Annotated in this window: 13 protein-coding genes and 1 pseudogene; 2 read left to right on the forward strand and 12 right to left on the reverse strand. The window is 65.0% G+C overall.

The window, feature by feature from the left end; genetic code table 11:
- Positions 1 to 246: 246 nt before the first annotated feature.
- Positions 247 to 8,241 (reverse strand): DUF4347 domain-containing protein, encoded by a 7,995-nt coding sequence (locus PHX69_RS06255; protein WP_288042876.1) that lies wholly within the window; start codon positions 8,239 to 8,241, stop codon positions 247 to 249.
- A gap of 265 nt (positions 8,242 to 8,506) precedes the next feature.
- On the opposite strand from PHX69_RS06255, the pseudogene PHX69_RS06260 reads away from it, so the two are divergent.
- Positions 8,507 to 8,614 (forward strand): annotated as a pseudogene (locus PHX69_RS06260) (Hsp20/alpha crystallin family protein); the annotation flags it as partial.
- Positions 8,615 to 8,775: 161 nt separating this feature from the next.
- On the opposite strand, the gene PHX69_RS06265 reads toward PHX69_RS06260, so the two are convergent.
- The 4 genes from PHX69_RS06265 to gdhA all read right to left on the reverse strand — a co-directional run bounded on the left by PHX69_RS06265 (position 8,776) and on the right by gdhA (position 13,174).
- Positions 8,776 to 9,453 carry an ABC transporter ATP-binding protein gene (locus PHX69_RS06265; protein WP_288042878.1) on the reverse strand — a complete coding sequence of 226 codons (678 nt, stop codon included), beginning with the start codon at positions 9,451 to 9,453 and terminating at the stop codon, positions 8,776 to 8,778.
- Positions 9,450 to 10,442 (reverse strand): tRNA (adenosine(37)-N6)-dimethylallyltransferase MiaA, encoded by a 993-nt coding sequence (gene miaA / locus PHX69_RS06270; RefSeq protein WP_288042880.1) that lies wholly within the window; start codon positions 10,440 to 10,442, stop codon positions 9,450 to 9,452. Before miaA ends, PHX69_RS06265 begins: the two co-directional genes overlap by 4 nt.
- Positions 10,439 to 11,671 carry a multidrug effflux MFS transporter gene (locus tag PHX69_RS06275; RefSeq protein WP_288042881.1) on the reverse strand — a complete coding sequence of 411 codons (1,233 nt, stop codon included), beginning with the start codon at positions 11,669 to 11,671 and terminating at the stop codon, positions 10,439 to 10,441. The genes miaA and PHX69_RS06275 overlap by 4 nt, the downstream gene beginning before the upstream one ends.
- Before the next feature lie 159 nt (positions 11,672 to 11,830).
- Positions 11,831 to 13,174, reverse strand: coding sequence for an NADP-specific glutamate dehydrogenase (gene gdhA, locus PHX69_RS06280; RefSeq protein ID WP_119011775.1), 1,344 nt, complete (start codon positions 13,172 to 13,174; stop codon positions 11,831 to 11,833).
- A gap of 239 nt (positions 13,175 to 13,413) precedes the next feature.
- Between gdhA and PHX69_RS06285 the strand changes: the two genes are divergently transcribed.
- Positions 13,414 to 14,577: a glycerophosphodiester phosphodiesterase gene (locus tag PHX69_RS06285; protein ID WP_288042882.1), complete on the forward strand. Its 1,164-nt coding sequence runs from the start codon at positions 13,414 to 13,416 to the stop codon at positions 14,575 to 14,577.
- Between the two features lie 75 nt (positions 14,578 to 14,652).
- On the opposite strand, the gene PHX69_RS06290 is transcribed toward PHX69_RS06285, so the two are convergent.
- The 7 genes from PHX69_RS06290 to PHX69_RS06320 form a co-directional block, all read right to left on the reverse strand.
- Positions 14,653 to 15,951 carry a TolC family protein gene (locus PHX69_RS06290; protein ID WP_288042883.1) on the reverse strand — a complete coding sequence of 433 codons (1,299 nt, stop codon included), beginning with the start codon at positions 15,949 to 15,951 and terminating at the stop codon, positions 14,653 to 14,655.
- On the reverse strand, positions 15,948 to 16,286 hold the full coding sequence (locus PHX69_RS06295) for a DUF3240 family protein (RefSeq protein WP_288042885.1): 339 nt from the start codon (positions 16,284 to 16,286) through the stop codon (positions 15,948 to 15,950). The genes PHX69_RS06290 and PHX69_RS06295 overlap by 4 nt, the downstream gene beginning before the upstream one ends.
- A complete protein-coding gene (locus tag PHX69_RS06300; RefSeq protein ID WP_288042887.1) occupies positions 16,283 to 19,348 on the reverse strand; it encodes an efflux RND transporter permease subunit in 3,066 nt (1,021 codons plus the stop codon). The genes PHX69_RS06295 and PHX69_RS06300 overlap by 4 nt, the downstream gene beginning before the upstream one ends.
- A complete protein-coding gene (locus PHX69_RS06305) occupies positions 19,348 to 20,514 on the reverse strand; it encodes an efflux RND transporter periplasmic adaptor subunit (RefSeq protein ID WP_288042889.1) in 1,167 nt (388 codons plus the stop codon). The genes PHX69_RS06300 and PHX69_RS06305 overlap by 1 nt, the downstream gene beginning before the upstream one ends.
- 58 nt (positions 20,515 to 20,572) lie before the next feature.
- Entirely contained in the window at positions 20,573 to 21,979 is a 1,407-nt protein-coding gene (locus tag PHX69_RS06310) for a sensor histidine kinase (RefSeq protein ID WP_288042891.1), read from the reverse strand.
- The gene (locus PHX69_RS06315) at positions 21,976 to 22,638 is read right to left on the reverse strand and encodes a response regulator (protein WP_288042893.1); all 663 of its coding nucleotides are present in this window, start codon (positions 22,636 to 22,638) and stop codon (positions 21,976 to 21,978) included. Before PHX69_RS06315 ends, PHX69_RS06310 begins: the two co-directional genes overlap by 4 nt.
- 58 nt (positions 22,639 to 22,696) lie before the next feature.
- A partial coding sequence (locus PHX69_RS06320) for a DNA mismatch repair MutL family protein (RefSeq protein WP_502958486.1) occupies positions 22,697 to 23,982 on the reverse strand: 1,286 nt, incomplete at its 5' end.

Below are 23,982 nucleotides of genomic sequence, written 5' to 3' on the forward strand. Positions count from 1 at the left end.
GGGCAAACTCATCCAGTGCCGAGGCGTTGATGGTGTGTACGGCAAACGCCAGCGCCACCCCCAGCATCACGGCGCAGGCGGCGGCGGCGCTGCGCCAGGGGTGGTGGCGCAGCTCTTGCAGCGACCAAGTGCGAAGCAAAGCAAACATGGCGCCGATTGTGGCGCCCTGGCGGGGGAGGCACCGTTTACCGCAGAGTGCCACTGTGGTTATTCTTCGAGCAGTGGCATTGGCAGCTCAACGGCACATCACGCAATCATCGAATCCACCCCCACGAGCTGGACTGGCGTTTCTTCCAGACTGTGTTCTAACGGTTGCGGCTGCCTCTGCGTTGGCAAGAACCGGTCGTGGTACTCATCGGACTGTATAAATACTTCCATCGCTCCCAGCGCATCACCCTGGCTGGTGATCTGGTCGAGCCAGTGCTCGTAGCCTCCTTGCTCGGGCGAGCGACCCAGCAGCCCCACGTACAGCAGCGTCACCGCCACTTCTTCCTGCATCTGCACCTTGTATTCCCCCGACTGGGCAAACCCGGCCAGTACCTCGCCACGGGTGGTGCCGCCACTGAGTTGGCCCAGCCAGTAGGCCAGTCCTGCTTCGTCCGGGGCGCGGCCCAGCACGTTCTGGTACAGCGTTTTCAGAAAGCCGGTGTTGTCTAGCGCCCCGTACTGGGCCTGGAATTCGCTGCTGTCGGCAAAGCCCTGGGCCACTTGCTCCAGGGTTTGGCCTTGGCTGTGCAGCTGTTCCATCCAGTGGGTCATGCCTGCTTCGTCGGGAATGCGGTCGAAGGCGGCAAAGTACAGCCGCGCCAGCGCCCCGGCCTGGGCTTGGAATTCGGGCGAGTTCAGGAAGGCTTGGGCCACTTCCACGCGGCTTTGTGCACCGCTGTCGAGCACTTCTTGCCAGTAGGCCAGACCTTCGCCTTCGGCCTCGCGGAACAGGGTGTCTCGGTACAGCTGCATGGCGTAGAACTTGGTGCTGCCAAAGACGTCGTTGTCTTTGGTGCCCACGCTCAGGCCGTGTGCGGCTTCCAGTGCGTCGGGGAATTGGTCATTGTCACTGTCGCCGTCTTCGTTGATGTTGGTGACGCGCAGCGTGAAGCTGGTGCTGACCGGGCTGGAGCCGGCTACGGTGCTGTCCGTGGCGCTGACGGTGACGGCGTAGCTGCTCTGGGTCTCAAAGTCCAGCACTGTGCCAGCCTTGAGGTAGAGCTTGCCACCAGCGATTTCAAATTTGCCTGCATCCCGGCCCGAGAGGGTCACTGCGTTGCTGCCCAGTGCGTCGTCGGTGACGCGGACAGTGGCGACTTCGCGCCGGCTGGCGATGTGGGTGTTCTCGGCCAGGCTGGTCGTGGTGCCGGTCAGGGTGACGGCGGTGGGGGCTTCGTTGACGTCGGTGACGCTGAGCGTGACGGCTTGCGTGGCGTTCAGGCTGCCGACGCCGTCATCGGTGGCAGTGACGTTAAAGCTGTAGCTGTTCTTCGTTTCGTAGTCGGCGCTAGCCTTCAAGGTAACAGCGCCGGTGCTGCTGTCGATGGCCAGCAGCGCCGCATCGGTGCCCGAGAGGCTGTAGGTGAGCTTCTGACCCGCATCGGGGTCGGTGGCGATGGTCTGGTAGACCACGGTGTTGATAGCGGCGTTCTCGGCCACGCTGGCGGTGGCGCCAGAGGTGATGGCCGGGGTGGTATTGGCCACGCCGGGAGTGCTCGTGCGGTAGCCCGGAGCGCCGGGGTCGGAGATGACGCCATCAGCGGTACCATCGCTGTCGAATTCGCCACCGTCCTGGAGTTCAAAGTCCAGGCGCCATTTGTCGCCTTCGCGCACCAGTTGGCCGCCGTAGGCGGCGCTGGCCAGGTTGACCCAGCTGCCTTGGGCGTTTTGCTTCCAGTAGCCGTTGATGGCCAGCGTAGCGTCCACGTACAGGCTGAAGGATTCGGTGGCGCCATTGGTGGGCACGTCGGCCTTGAAGCTGAGCAGGCCCAGGGGCATTTGCACATCGGCGGGCTTGTCGGCCGGAGCGTCGAGCTGCCTGACGTCGCGCAGCGCGGCGGTGGAGCCTGTGGGCGCCTTGCCGTCTTGGCTGCTGGCCACCAGGGTGACATAGACCGGTGGGGCGTTGCCAGGGTTGGTTTGGGCGGTGGTGGTGACCAGGAAGGGCACCGAGGAGACAGCGGGCTGTTCACTGTCAGCGACACCATCGCCGTTGCCGTCGCCGGGAACGATAACGCCGCCCGGGCCGGGTAAGCCGGGCACTTGGGCTTCAACTTCGCCGCTCACGCCGTCGGCGTCATCTTTAGGAGGAGGTGGTGGCTCCTCGCCGCCGCCTTCGGCCACGTCGGTGACGGTGACGGTGATCGTCTGGAGATCACTGCCGCCCTTGTTGTCACTGACCTTGACGGTCACCACGTAGGTGTTGTTGCCGACGGTATCGCTTTGGTCCTGCGGGTTTTCAAAATCGGGAGCGGGGTTGAAGACCAACCTGCCTGCGGCATCGATAGAGAATTTGCCTGCGTCATCACCGACAAGCAGTGCGCCGGGGCTGGGGCTGCGCAGCAGTGTGGCGGGCGCCACGATGCTGTAGCTCAGTGTGTCACCGTCCGCATCGGTGGCGGTCACGGTGGTCACCGCCGTGGTGTTTTCTGCCACGCTGACCGCAGCGGTGGCGCCGCCACCGTTGCTGGTGATGACGGGGGCCTGGTTCAAGGTCGCGGTGATACCGTTGCCGGTCAAGTCGGCCACGACCACTGCCGCATCGGCACCGGCCGCCCAGTCTTCGTCGGCGGCCAGGTTGTAGGTGGTGCCGCCGGTCGAACTGGTGCCGGCCTTGTCGATGCGCAGATTGACGGCGGCCTTGTCGGTGGCCGACAGCGTGAGGGTTGCCGCTGTGGCGCTGGTGATATCGATGTTGACCGTGTCGGTCAGGGTGTAAGACAAAGCCGCTCCACCTTCGCCGGTGATGGTGAGCTTGTTGGCAATGATGTCGTTGGCGGCCCCGCTGAGCTTCAGGAAGCCGGTGCCGGTGAGTGCCAGCACGCCGGTCACCGCGTTGTAGGTGGCGCTGGTGATGGTCGGCACTGCCACATTGCTGGCGGTGACGCCGTTGCCGGTCAGGTCAGCGACGACGACCGCCGCATCAGCCCCCGCCGCCCAATCTTCGGCGGCAGCCAGGTTGTAGACCGTGCCCCCGGTCGAACTCGTTCCGGTCTTGTTGATGAACAGATTCGCCGCTGCCAGATCTGCAGGGTTCAGCGTCACGCTGAAGCTGGTGCCACTGGTGATTTCAACGCCGGTGCTGGTCAGCGTGCGGGTTTCTCCGCCTTCGCCGGTGATGGTCAATTTCGTCACGTCGATGTCGTTGACCGCAGCACGCTGGAGAAAGCCGGTTCCGGTCACTACCAGTGTGCCGGTGGCGGCATTGAAAGTGGCCGAGGTCAGGGTCGGCACAGCGACGCTGCTGACGGTGATGCCATTGCCGGTAGTGTCCGCCGTGTTGCCGGCGGTCACCTGGGCGTTCCAGTCGTCGTCGGCGGCCAGGTTGTAGGTCGTGGCCCCGGTCGAGGCGGTGCCGTTCTTGTTGGCAATCTGGTTGATAGCCGCCCTGTCCGTGGCGCTCAAGGTCAGCGTAAACGAGGTGGCGCTAGTCAACTCCACGTTGGCCGTATCGGTCAGCGTATAGGTCGCGCCGCCTTCGCCGGTAAAGGTGAGTTTGTTGGCGGTGATGTCGTTGCTCGACCCGGCCTGCGCCTGCAGGTTGCTGCCGGTGACCATCAGCGTGCCGGTGCTGGCGTCGTAAGTGGCCGAGGTGATTTTCGGGGCGACCGCGACGGTGATCGGGTTGGTGGCATCGGCGATCACCGAAGCCGCATCGGCACCCGCCAGCCAGTCTTCGACTGCGGCGAGGTTGTAGGGCGTGCTGTCGATTGAACTGGTGCCAAGCTGGTTCAGCAGTGCATCGACGTTGGTTTTATCGGTGCCGGTCAGGGTCGTGGTGAAGGCGGTGTCCGAGGTGATTTCCACGCCGGAGGCGCTGGTCAGCGTGTAGGCCGCTCCTGCGCCACCTTGACCGGTGAAGGTCAGCCGGGTCAGGTCGATGTCGTTATTCGCGCCGACCTTCTTGAACAGGTTGCTGCCGGTCACCGTCAACACACCGCTGTCGGAATCGTAGGCGGCGCTGGTGATGGTCGGCGTCGGCACATTGCTGACCGTGACGCCATTGCCGGTCAGGTCGGCGACGACGGTGGCAGCATGCGAACCGGCCATCCAGTCTTCGGCGGCGGCGAGGTTGTAGGTCGTGGCGCCGGAAGAGGCGGTGCCATTCTTGTGCAGCAGCCCGCGCACCACCAGTTGATCGGCGGCGTTGAGGGTGACGGCGAAACTGGTGGTGTCGGTGATCTCCACATCCGACGAAGTCAGGGTGTAGCTGCCGCCTTCGCCGGCTAGGCTGAGCAAAGAGACGGCGACATCGTTGGAGGCCCCGCTCTTGGAAACCAGATTGGTGCCGGTCACCGTGAGGATGTTAGTGCTGGCGTCAAAGGTGGCCGAGGTCACCGTGGGCGCGGCGTAATTGCTGACCGTGATGCCATTGGTGGTGTCGCTGCCGCCGGTCGCGTCGCCGCGATTCCAGCTGGCCGCTGTCGCCAGGTTGTAGGTTGTGGTGCCCGCCGACGCGCTGCCGTCCTGGTTCAACAGGGCTTCCACGTTGATCAAATCGGCGCCGCTGAGGGTGGTGGTGAAGGACGTACCAGAGGTGATTTCGACACCGGTGGCGTTGCTCAGCGTATAGGTCACACCGCCTTCGCCGGTGAAGGTCAGCTTGGTGAGGTCGATATCGTTCACGGCGCCGCTCTTGGACAGGAAGCCGCTACCGGTCACCGTCAGGACGTTGCTGGCGTAGTCGTAGGTGGCGCTAGTGATGCTGGGCGCCGGGACACCGGAAACGGTGACCGCGTTGCTCGCATCGGCGGTGTTGCCGGTGGTGACCTGGGTATTCCAGTCATCGGCAACTGCCAGGTTGAACGTGGTGCCGCTGGTGGACGTACTGCCGTTTTTGTTGAGGATCGTATTCAGCGCGGCTTTGTCGGTCGCATCGAGCGTCACGCTGAATTCGGTGGCGGAGGTGATTTCGACGTCGGGGCTGGTCAGCGTGTAGGTGGCCCCGCCCTCGCCGGTCAGGGTCAGCTTGCTGACGGCGATGTCTGCGCCACCCGCGTTGGCTTCCATCAGGGAACCGGTGACGGCCAGTACGCCCGTGCTGGCGTCGTAGGTCGCGCTGGCGATGGCCGGGCCGACGACGGCGTTGACCGTGAATGCTTCGTCAAAAGTATTACCCGCCGCATCGGTGGTGCGCACGCGCACGCTGTAGCTGTTGCCTGCAGTAAGCGTGCTGGCATCGTTGACGCGCAGGTTGCCGCCGTTGATGTTGAAGAGTCCGTTGTTGGTGTCTCCCGCACCCGCCACGAGGCTGTAGGTGAAGGTTTCACCGCTGGTTGCATCGCTGCTGGTGAGCGCACCGACAACAGCATTGGCACCAGCGATGGTGGCCACGCTGGTATTGCTCAAGGCGATGTCTGTTGGGCTGTGGGCGTTGATGGCATCGCCGCCCTGGCTGATGGCGGTGGTGTAGGCGGTATTGCTGTTACCGGCCAGGTCGGTAAGCACCAGGCTGACGGGGATGTCGCTGTCGGCGGCCACGTCGGCGCCGCCTTCGGTGACGGTGAAATCGGCAGTGTAGGTGGTGCTGTTGCTGCGCGTGAGGTTGCTCAGGGTGAAGCCACCGATGGTGCTGCTGCCCAAGGTGTAGGTGGTGCCGCCATCGTCCGCGACGGTAATGGTTGCCGTCACGCTATCGCCGACTTTGATGGGGGCGTTGGGGATGCTGACGACCGTGATGCTGGGTGCGGTGGTGTCGAGCACATAGGCCTGGCTGGCAGCGGTGCCGTTGTTGCCCGCACTGTCGGTGACCTTAAGCTTGAGGGTGTTGCTACTGGCGAGGGTGACGCCGTCCCAGCTCAAGGTGGTGCCGCTCACCTTGCTGGTGATGTTGCTCCAGGTGCTGCCGTTGTCTAGCGAGCCATAGACGATGTCCCCCACGTCGATACCCGTGCTCAGGGTAGCGTCGATAGTTTGCTCCGTCGTCTTGGTATTGAAGTCGGTACTGCTGCTTCCCGTATCGGCGCTGAAACTCAGGGCGCTGAAGATGATTGTTGGGGCGGTGGCGTCAATCGTGACTGACAGGCCACTGTAGGTGCTGCTGACGTTGCCGGCGGTATCGGTGGACGTTGCCGTGATGGTGTGTGCGCCACTATTCAGCGCCGAGGCGGTGATGCTCCAGTGGCCCGAACCGTCTGCCGTTGCGGTGCCGACGGTGCCATTGACGGAGCTGATGAGCGTGACCGTGGCGTTGGCTTCAGCCGTGCCGGTAAATGTGGGCGTGGTATCGCTGGTGGTGTTGTCGCTGTTCGATGTGCCGCTGTCGGTGCCGGCGGCCATGTCGGGGGAGCTTGGTGCGGCTGGTGCAGTGGTGTCGATGGTGATTGATAAACCATTGGAGGCATCGCTGACGTTGCCCGCCGCATCGGTGGCCTTGGCGGTGACTGTGTGCTCACCGGCAGATAGTGTGGAAGCTGTGATCGACCAGTTGCCACCAGTGGCGGTGGCGCTCCCGAGGCTGGTGCTGCCATCGGTGTCGTAGAGGGTAACCGTACTGCCGACCTCGGCGGTGCCGCTGAAGGTGGGCGTGGTGTCGTTGGTGAGGTTGTCGGTGTTGGAGCTGCCGCTGTCGGAGGCCTGTGCCATATCAGGCGTACTGGGTGCTGCTGGGGCCGTGGTATCAATGATGATGGCCTTGTTGGCCCCGAGCGAGTTGGCTGCATCCGGCGCGGGCAGTGTCAGCGTGGCCGCCGCACCGCCAGTGGTAGCGTTGATGCTGCTGCCGTTGAAGGCCAGCGCGCTGCTGGCGGTGTAGTCCAGATCGGCGGCTGTGTCACCGGCCTGCACGGTGTACTCAAAGGTAAGCGTAGTGCCTGGGCTCCCGCTGACGTAAGTTGCCGTGCGGTCGGTGGTGCCAGTTTCCAGGGTGAGTTGTGGCGTGCCGCCAGTAGTATCGACCGTGACCGATTCGCTGAACGTCACCTGGATGCTGATCACGTCACCGGCGTTGTAGCTACCGTTGGTGGTGGATGAGGTAACGCCGGTGACGGTGGGCGTTGCCGGGGCTGAGGGTTCGACTTTGAAATCGTCGAGCATGATCCCCTGCACCTGCGGGTCGAACGTGATCGTCAGCGAGGTAAGGCTGCCGAAATTGGCGGCGACGGTGGGCGTGTAGTCGACAATGTTTTCGGGCCTGCTGTCCACCACCACGTCTTCTTTATTGGCGGCGATATTGTTCGGTGTGATCGTGTTGGTGCCACCCATCATGCTGGGGTCGGAAAACTTGAAACTGACCAGCTTGAAGGCGTCGCCGAAGTCTCCATCGTTGTTTATGTCCGCCGTGATGGTGACGGCGGCCCCCGCCAGGGTGTTCGAGAGGTACAGATACTTGCCGTCATAGGGCGTCACCAGGAAGGTGTTGGAGTCGTTGTAGGTGTGGAACTTGGCGTAGGGGTCGGTGCTGGTGTCGGTGGTGACGAAGCGCAGCGAGTAGTTCGAGGTCGTGTCCTTGATTGTGTAAGTCCGGGTGTTTTCACCGGTGATGGATCCGGAGTCGAAGCTGAAGACGGTCGAGGCCAAGACATGGGTATAGGCCGGGATCTGGATGAGGGGAGCCTGGATCGCACCAGTGCGGTGCTCCAGCGTCCAATCGCCACCCAACCGGCTAGCGCCAGTGAGATCGTCTGACGCTGCTACGTCGGCACCGGTAGTATCGGCGAGTGCCGCAAGGAAGGTGTCCGTTGTACCGTCGGCTACTTGGCATCCGTACAGGAGCAAATCCCCGCCAGCCGTCAAAGCACCGCCCAGCGAAGCCAGATCACCAGAGCGGCTCATCACCGCCGAATGATCGAGGTTGAGCGTGCCAAGAGTGACGGAACCGACGTTACCGTGGCTCAGCACATGGATTGCGTCGTAGCCCGACTTTCCTTCAGCCCATTGCACTATCTGCGCAAGGCCGTCGCGGTTGCTGTCGAGCAATACAACTTCAATACCAGGACGGATGCCCGCCACCAGGGTTTGCCAGTCGGCAACGGCGGTATCGACAAAAGCAATTTCTTTGCGGGCGGGGGAAAGCGGGGTTGCGCTGGGTGTCATTTTCACGCCTTCTATCGTGGTTGCGGGGTGGGCTGCTTGGACATCAGTAATGCCTGGGATCTATAGTGTAAAGCTGGTTAAAAACTGTTGGTTGCGATAAGAAACGTCAAAAGTAGATTGAAGTGTTTTCAGCAGCAGGGTGAAGCTGGGCAGTCTAAGTTTGTTGTTTCGCTATCACAAGCGTGATTTTGCAAGGTAACGATTGAGCACTTGTCTCCTTGAAGTGCACGCCTGTTGCGCTTATCTTGAACAGTGCCCTGCACTGGTGCCCGCAGATATCGACGCCGCGCAGTGCAAGGCCAAGTACGACAACGGGATCCTGACCCTGCCCAAACAGCAGGGCGGCAGCGCGCAGCGGCTGGCCATCGAGTGACAGTGGCAGGCGCTGCTAGTTTCAAAAATAATAGCTGGTAGCGCTTGCTGGATAAGTGTTTGAGGCACTTTTAACCAAATTTTTGGTGCCGGTGCCGGTGGCTGTGGGATGGGCGCGGTGGCGGTGCCGCAGGGCCTACCGCTGGCAGCGGCGCTTCGCCCTCAGCAAACGGCAATGCCCTGTGCGGTCAGTCGCAGCACCCGATCGGCGCGTGCTGCGGCAGCGTCCGAGTGCGTGACCAGCACCAGCGCGGCGCCATGCTCGCGCGTTTGCGCCAGCAGCACATCCATGGTGCGCGCGGCGGTGCCGGGGTCGAGGTTGCCGGTAGGCTCGTCGGCCAGCAGCAGGCTGGGGCGGTGTACCAGCGCACGGGCGATGGCTACGCGCTGCAACTGTCCGCCGCTGAGCTGTGCGGGCAGGCGCGCGCCCAGGTCGCTCAGCCCCACGGCGGCCAGCATCTGCGCCACGCGCTCGGGGTCGGGGCGCTGCAACAGCAGCAGCGGCAGGGCCACGTTGTGCGCCACGTCCAGGTGCGGCAGCACATGAAACGCCTGGAACACAAAGCCCACATGGGTGCGGCGCCACAGCGCGCGCTGCGTTTCGTCCAACAGCCCCAGGTCGGTGCTGCCGTGCAGGATGTGGCCGCTGTCCCAGGTGTCCAGCCCGGCCAGGCAGTTGAGCAGTGTGGATTTGCCCACGCCCGAGTCCCCCACGATGGCGACAAACTCGCCCGGCTGCACGGCAAAGTCCACTCCGGCAAACACGGGCGTGCTGCCGTAGTGCTTGGCCAGGCCCTGCACGCGCAGGGTCTGGGTGGGGCGGTCTGCGGCGTGGTTCATGGGGTGTTGGCGTCTATGCGTTGCAGCACGGCCTGCACCAGTTGCTGCGTGGCGGTGGGCTGGTCGCAGGCGATGGCGTTGCGCTCGGGCATGCTGCGCAGCCAGGTGATTTGCCGTTTGGCCAGTTGCCGGGTGGCGGCGATGCCGCGCTCGCGCAGCATGCCCAGGTTCAGTGGCGTCCCTGCGGGGCGGCTGGCCTGGAAGTCGAGTTCTTCCCATGCCTGGCGGTAGCCCACGCAGCGCATGGAGGGCAGGTCGGGGTGCAGGTCGCCGCGTGCGCGCAGGGCACGCACTTCGTCGATAAAACCAGCCTCCAGCATGGCGTCAAAGCGCTGGGCAATGCGCTGGTGCAGCCAGGCGCGGTCGGTGGGTTCTAAAGAAAAAAGGGCTCCAGCACTGATGGGGCGTGCGCTTGCAGATCCTGTTTTGATAGTGTGAAAACTCGACAGCGGCTGCCCGGAAATCTCCCAGACCTCCAGGGCGCGCTGTATGCGCTGGCTGTCGGCGGGGGCCAGGCGCGCGGCGGTGGCGGGGTCGATGCGGGCCAGCTCGGCGTGCAGTGCGGGCCAGCCGTGCTCGTGTGCCCGGGCCTCGATGCGCGCGCGCACGGCAGCGTCGGCGGCGGGCATGGCGTCGATGCCATCGAGCAGCGCCTTGAAGTACAGCATGGTGCCACCCACCAGCAGCGGCAGTGCGCCGCGCGCGCGGATGTCGGCGATCAACTCCGTGGCGTCTTGTACAAACTCGGCGGCGCTGTAGGCCAGCAGGGGGTCGCGGATGTCGATGAGGTGGTGCGGGACAAAGGCGCGCTCCTCGGGCGTGGGCTTGGCGGTGCCAATGTCCATGCCGCGATAGACCAGGGCCGAATCGACGCTGATGATTTCTACCGGCAGGCGCCGCGCCAGCACAGCGGCAATGGCCAGTGCGCCAGCGGTTTTGCCCGAGGCCGTGGGGCCCGCGATGGCGATGCAGGGCAGGGTGGTGTTCATGGTTTGGCAGGGTCTCCGAATTTTTGTACCAGCGTCCAGGCCGCAACGGCTACGCACAGGCTCCAGAACCACACGCCCAGCGCCAGCGGCAGCACGGTGCCATCCATGCGCTGGCCCAGCCAGTGGCCTATGCCAAAGGCCACCAGCATCATGACAAAACCGTTGAGCGCGGCGGCGGTGCCCGCTGCGTGTGGAAAAGGCCCGACCGAGCCGCTTTGGCTGCACGGCATATGGATGCCGTGCGCCATTTGAAAAAGCCAAAACGGCAGGGCATAAGCCCAGCCGTTGTTCACGCCCGCCAGAGCAAACACGCCCATCAGCGTGCCACCGGTAGCGCTGAGTGCCCCGGCCAGCGCCATGCTGCGGCGCACGCCCCAGCGCGCCAGCAAGCGGCGGCACAGCACCGTGCCGCTGACGTACAGTAGGGCGTTGCACGACAGCAGCAGCCCGTACTGCGTGGGGCTCCAGCCCAGTACCTGGATAAAGGTGAACGACGAGGCCGCCAGGTAGGTGAACAAGCCCGCGTAGGTGCAGGTGGTGGTGGCAGAAAACGCCAGAAAAGTCGGGTGGCGCAGGATTTGGCCCCAGGTGCGCAGCAGGTGCGCCGGGTGCAGTGCCTGCGGGTTGGGCCGCGCCAGCGATTCTTCAAAGCGCAGCCACATCATGCACAGCGCTACGGCACCAAAGCAGGCCAGGGCCGCCATGGTGGCGCGCCAGCCCAGCGATGCTGCCAGCAGGCCGCCCAGCGGCGGGCTCAGGCAGGCGATGACGCCCAGACCCGTGAGGGCGCGCGACATGGCCTGCGCGCCTTGCACTGGCGCATACAGGTCGCGCACCACGGCACGCGCACCCATCACGCCAGCGCCCATGGCGGCGCCCTGCACCGTGCGCCAAAAGACCAGTGCCTCCATGGACTGCGCCAACGCGCAGCCCAGCGCCGCCAGCACATAGGCTGCCAGCCCCAGCAGCAAAATCGGCCTGCGCCCCCAGCGGTCAGACAGCGGCCCCCACACCAGTTGTGAGCAGCCAAAGGCCAGCAGCAGCGCGGTCAGCGTCAGTTGCGTCTGCGCCATGGGCGCGTGCAATTGGGCTTGCAGGGCGGGCAGTGCAGGCAGATACAGGTCGGTGGTGATGGGCTGCAGGCCCAGCAGCAAGGCCAGCAGCGCAACGACCAGGGCGGGCGACATGCCGGCAGGCGGGCGCTGCGCGGAAGAGGAAGGCACGGACATAGGCGCTGGAGCGTAGCAGAACAATCTGGCCGAAAAAGCGGGCGCCACCGACCCACGGGCCGGTCTGCGGCCCACCCTGCTGCGGCCCCGGCGCCCGTGCCGCAGCGCCCAAGAAAAAGGGGGCCGAAGCCCCCTTGGTTACCGCAGTGTGCCGCAGGGTCAGACCACGCCTTGCGCCAGCATGGCGTCGGCCACCTTGACAAAGCCGGCCACGTTGGCGCCGTCGATGTAGCTGACGGTGCCGTCGGCACGCTTGCCGTACTTCAGGCAGGCGGCGTGGATGCCTTGCATGATTTGCAGCAAGCGGGCATCGACTTCTTCTGCCGTCCAGGACAGGCGCATGGCGTTCTGGCTCATTTCCAGGCCGGAAGTGGCCACACCACCGGCATTGCTGGCCTTGCCCGGTGCGTACAGCACGCCAGCGGCTTCAAATGCACGGGCCGCTTCGTTGGTCGAAGGCATGTTGGCGCCTTCGGCCACGCACAGCACACCGTTGGCGATCAGGGTCTTGGCGTCGGCCTCGTCCAGTTCGTTTTGTGTGGCGCAGGGCAGGGCCACGTCCACCGGCACATGCCAGGGGCGCACACCGGCTTCAAAACGCACGCCGGTGCGGGCGGCGTAGTCGCTCACGCGGCCATAGTGGTGGTTCTTCACGTCCATCAGGATGGCGAGTTTTTCGGTGGTGAAGCCGTCTTCGTCAATGATGGTGCCGCTGGAATCGGACACCGTGATCACCTTGGCACCCAGGGCCATGGCTTTTTCGACGGCGTACTGGGCCACGTTGCCCGAGCCCGACACCGACACGCGCAGGCCGTCGAACGACTTGCCACGGGTCTTGAGCATTTCGTCGGCAAAGTACACGGTGCCGTAGCCGGTGGCTTCAGGGCGGATCAGCGAGCCGCCAAACGACAGGCCCTTGCCCGTGAACACGCTGGCAGCGTTGTTGGCCAGCTTTTTGTACATGCCGGCCATGAAGCCCACTTCGCGGCCACCCACGCCGATGTCACCGGCGGGCACGTCGGTATCGGGGCCGACATGGCGGAACAGTTCCGAGACGAAAGCCTGGCAAAAACGCATCACTTCGCCGGGGCTCTTGCCCTTGGGGTCGAAATCGGAGCCGCCCTTGCCGCCGCCCATGGGCAGCGTGGTCAGTGCGTTCTTGAAGGTTTGTTCAAAAGCCAAAAACTTCAGTACCGACAGCGTGACCGAGGGGTGAAAGCGGATGCCGCCCTTGTAGGGGCCAATCGCCATGCTGTGCTGGATGCGGTAGCCACGGTTGACCTGCACCTGGCCGTGGTCATCCACCCACGAGACACGGAACATGACGATGCGCTCGGGCTCGACCAAGCGCTCGAGCAGGCCGTGCTCGGCATAGCGGGGGTGCTTTTCAATGAACGGCCACAGGCTCTCCATCACTTCGGTGACGGCCTGAAGAAATTCAGGCTGACCGGGGTTGCGCTGCGCTACCTGCGCCAGGAAGCTGCCTACGGACTCGTATTTCATTTGCAAGGGACTTTCTTCAAAAGGGGGGTATGCGCCAGTGGAGCATCACATTATGTCTAAAAAACATGTTGTCATGCCCATATTGGTGCATGAAAAAGCAGGGTTTGATTGGAATGCACCTTTTTGGTGTTTCATGCCAGACTGCATCGGCAGTGCCTGCTGCTATTGGTGCGTGTCATGCGGTTGCCATTTGAATGCCGGATATTGACCTGATTTCATCACTACAAGAGAGGTAAAACATGCACAAACTTGGTGCAAGAACGCTGGGCCTGACCCTGGGCGCAGCGCTGGTACTGGCCGCTTGCGGCGGCAGCGATGCCTCCCCTACGCTCAATGGCAACAAGGCCCTTGTAATTGGTCACCGAGGTGCTGCTGGCTACCTGCCAGACCACACCTTGGAGGGTTACAAAAAGGCGATTGAGATGGGGGCCGATTTCATCGAGCCCGATCTGGTTGCCACCAAGGACGGCGTGTTGGTGGCGCGCCACGAGCCCAACATCACTGGTACTACCGATGTGGCGCAGCGCCCCGAGTTCGCCAGCCGCAAGACCCAGAAGATGGTTGACGGCGTGAAGGAGGAGGGCTGGTTTGCCTCGGACTTCACGCTGGCCGAGATCAAGACATTGCGCGCCATCCAGCCGTTGTCTGACCGCGACCAGTCGTTCAACGGCAAGTTCCAGATCCCCACGTTCGACGAGGTGCTGGACTTGGCCAAGGCCGAAGGCAGCAAGGCTGGCCGCACGGTGGGCGTGTACCCTGAGACCAAGCACCCGACCTACCACGCCAACCTGGGTCTGCCGCTTGAAGACCGCCTGCTGGCGACCTTGGCCAAGTACGGCTATACGAGCAAGGGCTCGCCGGTCATCGTGCAGTCGTTCGAGGTCTCCAACCTCAAATACCTGCGCACCAAGACCGCTGTGCGCTTGGTGCAACTGGTGGATGCTGACGGTGTCAATGCCGACGGCAGTATCTCGTTGGTGGCACCTTACGACAAACCGTATGACTTTGCCGTGGCCGGTGATGCCCGCACCTTTGCCAGCCTGCTCTCGCCAGCAGGGCTCAAGGAGGTCAAAACCTACGCTGACGGCGTGGGCCCTTGGAAGCCTTACCTGATTGCGTCCAAGCAGGTCGATGCGAACCAGGACGGCAAACCCGATGACCTGAACGGCGACGGCAAGATCGACGAACGCGACCGCGTGATGATGGCGCCTACCGATGTGGTCAAGAATGCCCATGAGGTCGGTCTGTTCGTACACGCCTACACCTTTCGCAGCGAGGCCAAGCGCCTGGCCTCGGACTTCAAGGGCGACCCGAAGGCGGAATACCGGCTGTTCTACCAACTCGGTGTGGACGGCGTGTTCAGTGACTTTGCCGACCATGCCCTGGCGGCGCGCGATTTGTAAGCGTCTTCTTTTACTTGTCTCCCCCAACGCCCGCCCTGCGGGCTTTTGGCGTTGCGAGGGGAGGGCGGGGCCTCTTCAGTGCCCTGCTGTTCCGGGGATGCTCCACAGCCGGTGGGCGTCGAGCAGCACTTTGGCATGGGCCTGCATTGCGTCGAGTGATGCAGTGTCGGCTGCCAACTGGGCTTCCAGGGCGTTGCGCCGTGCCAGCAGCAGATCGGCCAGCGGGCTTTCGCCCAGTTCATAGGCACGCGCTTGCAGGGCTGCGCTTTGCTGTATGCGCGCCAGCGCCCGCTGCATCTGTTGCCGTGTGGTGCGCGCCTGCTCAGCCTCGCTGGCGGTACGCCACGCCTGAATTTCCACACGCTGGCGCACCTGCTCTTGCTCTTGGAGCGCGACCTCGGCCTGGGCCAGTGCGGCCTCGAAGTCGGCTTTGCGTCCCGCGCCGCCCAGCGGTATCGATACGTAGACGCCCCAGACTTTCTCCTGGCCGCTGCGTTCGCGCGTGGCACGCACACCCAGCGTTGGGTCACCGCGCTGTTCCAGTTGTGCGCGCTGTGCTTGTAGCTGGGCCTGTTCGGCCCGCGCCTGTGCCAGTTCCAGCTCATGGTTGTCCGCCAGGATCAGTTGGGCCCAGTGCGCTACCGGCAGGTCTGCGGCATCTTGGTCGGGCCACGGCGTGGCAGCGGCGGACAATGCCCCTGCCGGGTCGGGCAGACCAGGGTACTGGCGCTGTAGCGTTTGTTGGCGCAGGTGGGCCTGGGCGCGTGCGCGGGCCGCCAGGGCCTGGATGCGGGCTTCTTCCGCTTGCGCCGCCAGCAGCTCCAGCGGCGCGGCCTCCCCGGCTTGCACCCGGCGCTGGGTGGTGGCCAATTGCCGGGTTGCCAGTTGTGCCTGCTCTTGCAGCAGTGCGGTGTTGCGGGCGTCGCGCAGGGCGTCAAACCAGTCAGTCAGCAGACTGCGCGCTGCTTCGTGCCAGGCGTCGGCATGGATGCCCCGACCTACGCTGACCTCTGCCGAGCCAAGGCGCTGATCTGCCTTGACTTTGGCGGGCCAGCGCATGCCAGTTTCCAGACCGATCTCGGTTTCAGAAAAGCGCCCGCCCTGTGTGTCGCTGCGCCGGTTGGTGGCGACCTTGGCCACCCAGTCGTGGGGGCCCGCTTGCAGACGCTGGCTGCGCGCTTGCGCCAGGGGGATGCCAGCGCTTGCGGCGCGTACCTGGGGTAGCTGGGCCAGCACCTGCACCACCGTGTCAGTGGGGGGGAGCACCGGCGCCAGTTCTTGCGCGGTGGCTGGGGCGATGGCACTTGCCCCCGCCCACACCACGCACGCTGTGGCCAGCGCGCGCGGCAGTGTTTTCAACAAGAGAAAGGTCATGCAATGTCTCCAAATCTTCCAAAGTCGAGCAGCGGCAACACCCAGTAGGCGATTTGCGGGCTTGGCAGGGCTTGTTTCAACGTATCGATCAGCGCGGGCAATTGCGCCTGTGGCAGCGCTACTTGCACCAGCACGCGGCGCGCACGCCCTTGCACCTGCTCCATGCTGGAGGTCAGGGCGACATGGGCGCCCATGCCCTGGCCGTGGAGCACGGTGAAGCCAGGCACCATCTCTGGATGCGCCCATAACAGATCCAGAATTTCTTCTTCCAGTGCCTGCGGTACGGCCAGGGTGAGTAGGCAGTCGGGTTGCGAACGAGTAGCTATCGAGGTCATAAAGCCACCTTGCGAACGGGGAGGGAAAAACGGCGGTACAGGATGGGTAGCAGCACCAGTGTGAGCAGCGTCGAGCTGACCAGTCCACCGATGACCACGATGGCCAGGGGGCGCTGGATTTCCGAGCCCGGGCCGGTGGCCAGCAGCAGTGGAAAAAGCCCCAGCCCGGTGATGCTGGCTGTCATCAGCACCGGGCGCAGTCGGCGCAGCGCGCCCTGGCGTACCACCTCCGTGATCGGCAGGCCGCGCGCGGCCAGTTGGTTAAAGCAGGTCACCAGCACCAGGCCGTTGAGTACGGCAATGCCCATGAGCGCAATGAAACCTACCGAGGCCGGTACTGACAGGTATTCGCCCGACACGGCCAGTGCCACCACACCGCCGACCAAGGCCAGCGGAATGTTGGCGAACACCAAGATGGCCTGGCGCAGGCTGCCCAGCGTGGCAAACAGCACACCGACGATCAGTGCCAGCGCCACCGGCACTACCAAGGCTAGGCGCGAGGCTGCGCGCTGCTGGTTTTCAAACTGACCGCCCCAAGCCAGGCTGTAGCCTGCGGGCAGTGGCACTTTTTGCGCAACTGCCGCCTGGGCCTCGGCGACGAAGCCGACCAGGTCGCGCCCGCGCACGTTGGCGCGCACCACGGCCATGCGCGAAGACTGCTCGCGCTCAATCTTCACTGGCCCATCGGTCACCTCCAGCCGTGCGAGTTGGGACAGCGCCACCGACTGGCCGCCCGGTGTGGGTAGGCGCAACTGCGCGAACTGTGCGGGTGACATGCGCAAGTCCTCGCCACCGCGCACCACCAGCGGTACGCGGCGTGCGTCTTGCATTACCACGCCCACCTGTTGGCCTTCTACCAGGGTGCGCAGGTCGTTCTGGATTTGTTCCACGGACAGGCCCAGGCGGCCAGCGGCTTGGCGGTCAATGGCCACGCGAAAATACTGCACCCCACCGTTCTGCGCCGTGAGCACATCCTCGCTGCCAGGCAGCGCCTGTAGAACCTGGACGATCTGCGTGCTCAGGCGCGAAAGCTCCTCGGCATTGGGCCCGAACACCTTCACTGCCAGGTCGCCGCGCACGCCCGAGAGCATCTCGGAGGTGCGCATCTCGATGGGCTGGGTGAAGCTCAGGTTCACGCCCGGAATGCCTTCGGCAGCCTGGCGGATGGCGTCTATCAGTTCCTCTTTGTTCTTGAAACGCCACTGGGCACGCGGCTGTAGCACCAGAAAACTGTCGGTTTCGTTCAGCCCCATGGGATCCAGGCCCAGCTCGTCCGAGCCCACGCGCGCCACGATGCTGCGCACCTCTGGCACCTGCTCCAGGATGCGCCGCTGTAGTGCCAGGTCGGTGGCCACGGATTGCTCCAGGTGGATGGAGGGCAGTTTTTCGACCTGCATGATGATGTCGCCCTCGTCCAGCGACGGCATGAACGACTTGCCGATAAACGGGAACAACGCCACGGCCCCGGCCAGTGCCGCCAGCGAGGCAATGACCACCACGCGCGCGTGGCGTAGCGCCGCATCCAGCAGTGGCGCGTAGATCGCCTCCAGCTTGCGCACCAGCCAAGGCGTGGCATGGTGGCCCGAGCGCAGCGCCGCCGAGGCCAGCACCGGAATCACCGTGAGCGACAGCAGCAGCGAGGCGCCCAGCGCGAACACGATGGTCAACGCCACAGGGCCAAACAGCTTGCCTTCCAGCCCTTGCAGGGTCAGCAGCGGCAGAAAAACGATCATGATGACCACCATGCCAGCACTCACCGGCGTAGCGACCTCTTGTGTGGCACGGTAGAGCGTGTGCAGGCGCGAGATGCCAGGTTCGGCCTGACGTGCCTCGATGTTCTCGACCACCACCACCGCCGCATCGACCAGCATGCCAATGGCGATTGCCAGCCCCCCCAGCGACATCAGGTTGGCCGACAGGCCCCATTGCTGCATGAGCACGAAGGTTGCCAGCGCAGATAGCGGCAAGATCAGCGCCACCACCAAGGCCGCACGCAGGTTGCCCAGGAACAGCAAAAGCAGCACCAGCACCAGCACTATGGCCTCGGCCAGTGCCTTGGTGACGGTGCCGATGGCGCGTTCGACCAGGTCGCCCCGGTCATAGAAAGGCACGATTTTCAGGCCGTGTGGCAAGGTCGCTTCGATTTCTTGCAGGCGTGCTTTCACGTCGTGCACGAGCTTTTGCGCATTGGCGCCGCGCAGGCCCAGTACCAGGCCCTCCACCGCTTCGCCCTTGCCGTCCTGGGTGACGCTGCCGTAGCGTGTCAGTGCCCCCAGTTGCACGGTGGCTACATCCCCCACGCGCACGGCCTGGCCGTCTTGTTGCACCAGCGCGATAGCGCGCACATCCTCCAGCGTGCGGATGCTGCCGTCGCTGCGCACCAGCAGTGACTCTTCGCCACTGGACAGGCGTCCGGCGCCGTCGTTGCGGTTGTTGGCTGCCAGTGCTTCCTGTAGCTGCTGTAGCGACACCTGGCGCGCTGCCAGTGCCGCCACGTCGGGCACGACCTCGAAGGTCTGCACGCTGCCACCCAGAACGTTCACGTCTGCCACGCCCGCAATGCCACGCAGGCGCGGGCGGATCACGGTGTCGAGCAGCTTGCGTTTTTCTGCGAGGCTGGCATCGCCATCCACGGTGAACATGAACATCTCGCCCAGGGGTGTGGTGATGGGGGCCAGCCCTCCGCTCAGTCCGGCGGGCAGATCGCCCATCACGCCGGACAGCCGTTCACTGACTTGCTGGCGTGCCCAGTAAATGTCGGTGCCGTCGGCAAAGTCCAGCGTGATGTCGGCGATGGCGTATTTGCTCTGTGAGCGCAACATCACCTGGCGCGGGATGCCCAACAGCTCTTGCTCTATGGGCGCGACGATGCGAGCCTCGACCTCGGCTGGCGTCATTCCCGGCGCCTTCAGGATGATTTTTACCTGCGTGGTGGATACATCGGGGAAGGCATCAATGGGCAAGTCGCGCAGGGCCATGGCACCGGCGGCCAGAAGCGCCAGCGACAGCAGCGCCACGAGCAGCCGCTGTGACAGCGAAAACGCAATCAGGCGTGACAGCATCATGGCTCCTTGCTGTCCACGGCAGGGCCCAGACCCTGCCAGGCGCCCTTGAGTGCCGCTGTGCCGCGCACTGCGATTTCATCACCCGTCTTGAGGCCGCTGCGCACCAGCACTTGGGTGCCACTGTGGCTGCCCAGCTCCACCGGGGTGGGCACGAACCCCTGGGGCGTGCGCACGAACACATAAGCCTGACCTGCATCGCGCACTACTGCTTGAGAGGGAATGCCCAAGCCCGTGGCCGGTGCACTGGCACTTGTGGCGCGCGCAGCCACGGTGGCTTGGACGAATTGGTTGATGCGCAGGCAGTCTTCGTTGGCATTGAAATCGGCCCGCAACTGCACCGCTTGGTTGCCGCTGCTCATTTGCGGCACGATGGCACTCAGGCGTGCGGGTGTCTTGCAGCCCTGTAGAGCGAGCGTGTCACCCACGCGCAGGCTTTGCGCCTGCTCGGGCGTGGCCTGTAGCGCGATCGCCAGCTTGCCGCTGCGCGCCACCTTGGCCACGGGCATCCCGGCGTCAAGCCGCTGGCCCGGTGTGGCCAGTATCTCCAACACGGTGCCAGCGGCTGCCGCGCGCAGGTTCAGCGCGGGCTGCAGGCTGGGGCTGGCCGTGTTCACGCCCACCAGTTGCAGGGTTTGGCGGCGCTCCTTGAGGGCAAGCTGGGCCAGCTCGTTCTGGGTGCGGCTGTCTTGTAGGCGCAGTCCGGCGATGATGCCCTCGGCGTGCAGTTGTTCGTCGCGCTGCAGCCGCGTGGCGGCCAAGCGTGCCTGGGCTTGGGCCTGCAACAGTTCGCGTTGCCAGGTTACCAACTCGGGGCTGAGCAGGCGCGCCACGGGCTCTCCCGCCTTGATGTGCTGCCCGGGGCTGACCAGCACCTGCTGCACCACGCCCGCCAGTGGCGCACTGAGCAACTCCGTCGCGTGCGGGGGAAGCTCCACCGTGCCCTGGAGCACCAGTCCGGCGCCAGGGCTGGCCCCTGTATCGGCCAGCACCTGGGTGACAACGCCAGCGGCTTTGGCTTGTGCCTGGGGCCAGGCAATCGGGGCTATGGCAGAGGGGGCGGGGGCATCGGCGGCCTGCGCCATCGCGCTTGCCAGCAGGCAGGCTCCGGTTGCAAACAGTGTGAGCGCGCGCACGGTTGTGCCTGCGCAGCTATGAAATGGCATGTGGTGAACCCTTGTGTCGCTACAGCAGCGAGTTGGGGTTAACCATAGTTACCAAACCTTAACTTTGGATGAACGGCCCTTGCACAGGCCCAGCAGCCTGTCGTGAGCAAGGGCGCAGTTCCAGCACTGCTTGCAGCCCTTGCGACTGCCCCGGGGCGGGGGACAGGAGTGCCAGCTGCCCGCCTTGGCGCTGCACGATGGTAGCCACGATGGACAGCCCCAAACCGTACCCCGGCACATGCTGCTGGCCACCACCGCGCTGGTGGCGCTGCTGCAACTCCAGCGCGCGTTGCGGCGCCATGCCCGGCCCCTGGTCGCGCACGCTGCAAGTGGCTGGCAAGGACACTTCCAGCACGATGGGCCCTTGCGGGGCATGGCGCACTGCGTTTTCCACCAGATTGCGCAGCGCAATGGCCAGCGCATCAAAATCGCCCCGAACCCAGACGTCGTCGCATTCTGGCAACACCAGTTGCAGGCGGTGCAGCAGTGCCGGGTCTGACCAAAATTCCTGTGCCACGGCAGCGGCCAGTTGTCCCAGGTTGATGCGTTCCTGCGCCAGTGCTGCGCCAGACTCGGCGCGCGACAGTTGCAGCAGTTTTTCGCAGCGACGGCTGAGGCGCTCCAGTGAATGGAGTGCCTCGTGCAAGCCCTCTCGTGCGGCCTGTGCCTGCCCGTGGCCGAGCGCTGTTTGCAGGTGCAGGCGCACTGTGGCCAGCGGCGTGCGCAGCTCGTGTGCGGCGTTGGCGGCCAGGGCGCGTTCGGTGTCCAGCGCGTCGGCCAAGCGGCGCAGCAGGTGGTTGGCACTGTCAGCGATGGTCTGTAGCTCGGTGGGCAGGCCGCTGCCCGGCAGCGCGTCGAGGTTGTTGCCGTCGCGCTGTTGCAGGTCGTGCGCCAGTTGGCCTGCGGGGGCCAGCACCCGGCGCGTCACGCCCCGGATCAGCAGGCCCAGCAGCGGCAGCACCACCATCAGCGGCACGATCAGCCACACCAAGGTTTCCATGCGCGCGGCACTGCGGTGGGCCAGGGGGTCGCCCACATGGATGAACATCGGCAGCGTCGGATGGGCCAGGGTGTAGATGCGCAGCTTGTCGGTGTGCTGAAAACCCGTGCGCAGCGGCACTGGCAAGGCTTGCTCAGGCGCGTCTGCCGAACGCAGCAGCAGCTCATTGCGTTGGTTGACGACCTGGTACATCAGCACATCGTGCTGGGCACCACTGAGCTTGCTGTGTGGCACTTCGAGCCGAAACAGGGCGCCGTCACGCTCGGAAGGGCGCTGGTGGTTGCGCGCGTCGTGGGCTGCCAAATCCAGCAGCCGCTCGGCGCTTTCCACCAGTCCGGCGTCGAGTTGCTCCTCCAGCTCGTGCTGCATGTACCAGCCCACACCCGCGCTGGTGATGACCCACAGCAGTGCTATCCAAGGCAGCAAGGCCCGCGTCAGCGCCCAAGACAGGCTGCGCGCTTTCATGGACTGGTGTTGAGCTTGTAGCCCAGACCGCGCAGGGTCTGGATACGCTCGCGCCCGATCTTGCGCCGCAGGTTGCTGATGAACACTTCCAGCGTGTTGCTGCTGGTGTCGGCATCGAGGCCGTACAGCGCATCTTGCAAACTCTCGCGCCGGTGGATGCGGTCGGGGCGCAGCGCCAGCACGCGCAGCAGCGCCCACTCTTTGGCGGTCAGTTCTGCCACCTGACCGTCTGCCAGCACCGTGGTGCGCCCCAGGTCAATCACCAAGCCAGGCAACTCCAGCACCGCGCTGTCGGTGCCGCTGCGCCGACGCTCGACGGCGCGCAAACGTGCCAGCAGCTCCTCGGCGTCAAAGGGTTTGACCAGGTAGTCGTCGGCCCCAGCGTCCAGGCCCCGGATGCGGTCGGATATTTGGTCGCGTGCAGTCAGCATGATGACCGGGCTATCTGGCAGGTTGCGCCGTAGCGTTGGCAGCAGCGACAGGCCCTCGCCGTCAGGCAGTTGCCAGTCCAGCAGCACGGCAGCCCAGTGCGCCGCTGGCAGCAGGGCGCGCGCCGCCGCCAGGCTGTCAGCACACTCGCAGACAAAGTCCCGGGTTTCAAGAAAGGACATCAGGGCAGCGGCCAGCGGTGCGTCGTCTTCTATCAGCAGAATTCTCACGGGGGTTTTCCTGGGTAGGGCGCACTCGGATCGGGCGGCGCTGGAGGGGCGGGCGGCTTCAGCGGCCGCGCAGAAACAGCGCGTCCAGCTCGCGCATGGACAGTTGCCGCCAGGTGGGCCGACCGTGGTTGCACTGGTCGGAGCGCTCGGTCACTTCCATCTGGCGCAGCAGGGCGTTCATTTCGTCCAGCGTCAGGCGCCGGTGGGCGCGCACGGCGCCGTGGCAGGCCATGGTGGCCAGGATGTCGCTCTGCGCGCGCTGCACTACGGTGCTGGCGTCGTGCGCGGCCAGGTCGGCCAGCACGCTGCGCGCCAGCTCTACCGCATCGCCTTGCGCCAGTGTGCTGGGCACGGCGCGCACGGCCAGGGTTTTGGGCGAGAACGGCGTCACTTCCAGGCCCAGTGTGGCCAGGGTGTCAGCGTGGGCTTCGGCGCAAGCCACTTCATGGGCAGTGGCGGCAAAGGTGGCCGGAATCAGCAGCGGCTGGCTGGGGATGCACGCCGCTGTGGCGGCCTGCGCTTTCATGCGCTCATAGACGATGCGCTCGTGGGCGGCGTGCATATCGACCAGCACCAATCCCTGGGCGTTTTCGGCCAGGATGTACACGCCGTGCAGTTGGGCCAGCGCGCGGCCCAGGGGCCAGTGGCTGGCGCTGGCGTAGGGGTCGCTGGCGCTGGCGTAGGGGTCGCTGGCGCTGGGGGCGTGCGCTGGCGGGGTGTCGGTGTCAGTGTCGGCGGAGGCTGTTTCGCTGTCCGCGTGGGCGCCGGGGCTGGGGGCGGTCAGGTGGCTGGTTGCTGTCTGCGCAGGCGTGGCGTGTGGCGCTGCGGCGGGGTGTTCTGCTGCCGTGCCGGGCGCCGTGCTGGCTGCTGGGCTGTGCCAGGGGTCTGCCGGGGCGCTGCGGGTGGCGGGCGTTTTGCCCCACAACGCCCCCAGATCAGACACGCGGTGGCCCACGCGCTCATCAAAATAGATAGCTGCTTGCGCTTGCTGCGCAAGGGCTGGAGGCCGATTTGGCTTGAAGTTTGGCTCGGCGCCTGGCCAGCCTGGCATGCCTTGGCTGCCGTGCCCGCTCTGCGGCCCCGCTGCGCTGGCGGGCCAGGCCCCGGTACGGGTGGCGCCGTATGAGCCAGCGCCGATGCCAACACCTGCGCCCTTTTCTGCACCCGGGCCCGCGCAGTCTCCCTGCGTACTGGCAGCGCCCACCAGAGCGGCCGCCGCCAGTGCCGCTGCGCGCGGCACGGCCAGGGCGTTTTCCACGGCGTGGCGCACGGCCTGGTGGACTTCGCGGCTGTCTCTGAAGCGCACCTCGATCTTGGTCGGGTGGACGTTCACGTCCACCCGCG

Origin of the sequence: Simplicispira sp. (genome assembly GCF_028687295.1) — a bacterium.
Classification (GTDB): Bacteria; Pseudomonadota; Gammaproteobacteria; order Burkholderiales; family Burkholderiaceae_C; genus Simplicispira; species Simplicispira metamorpha.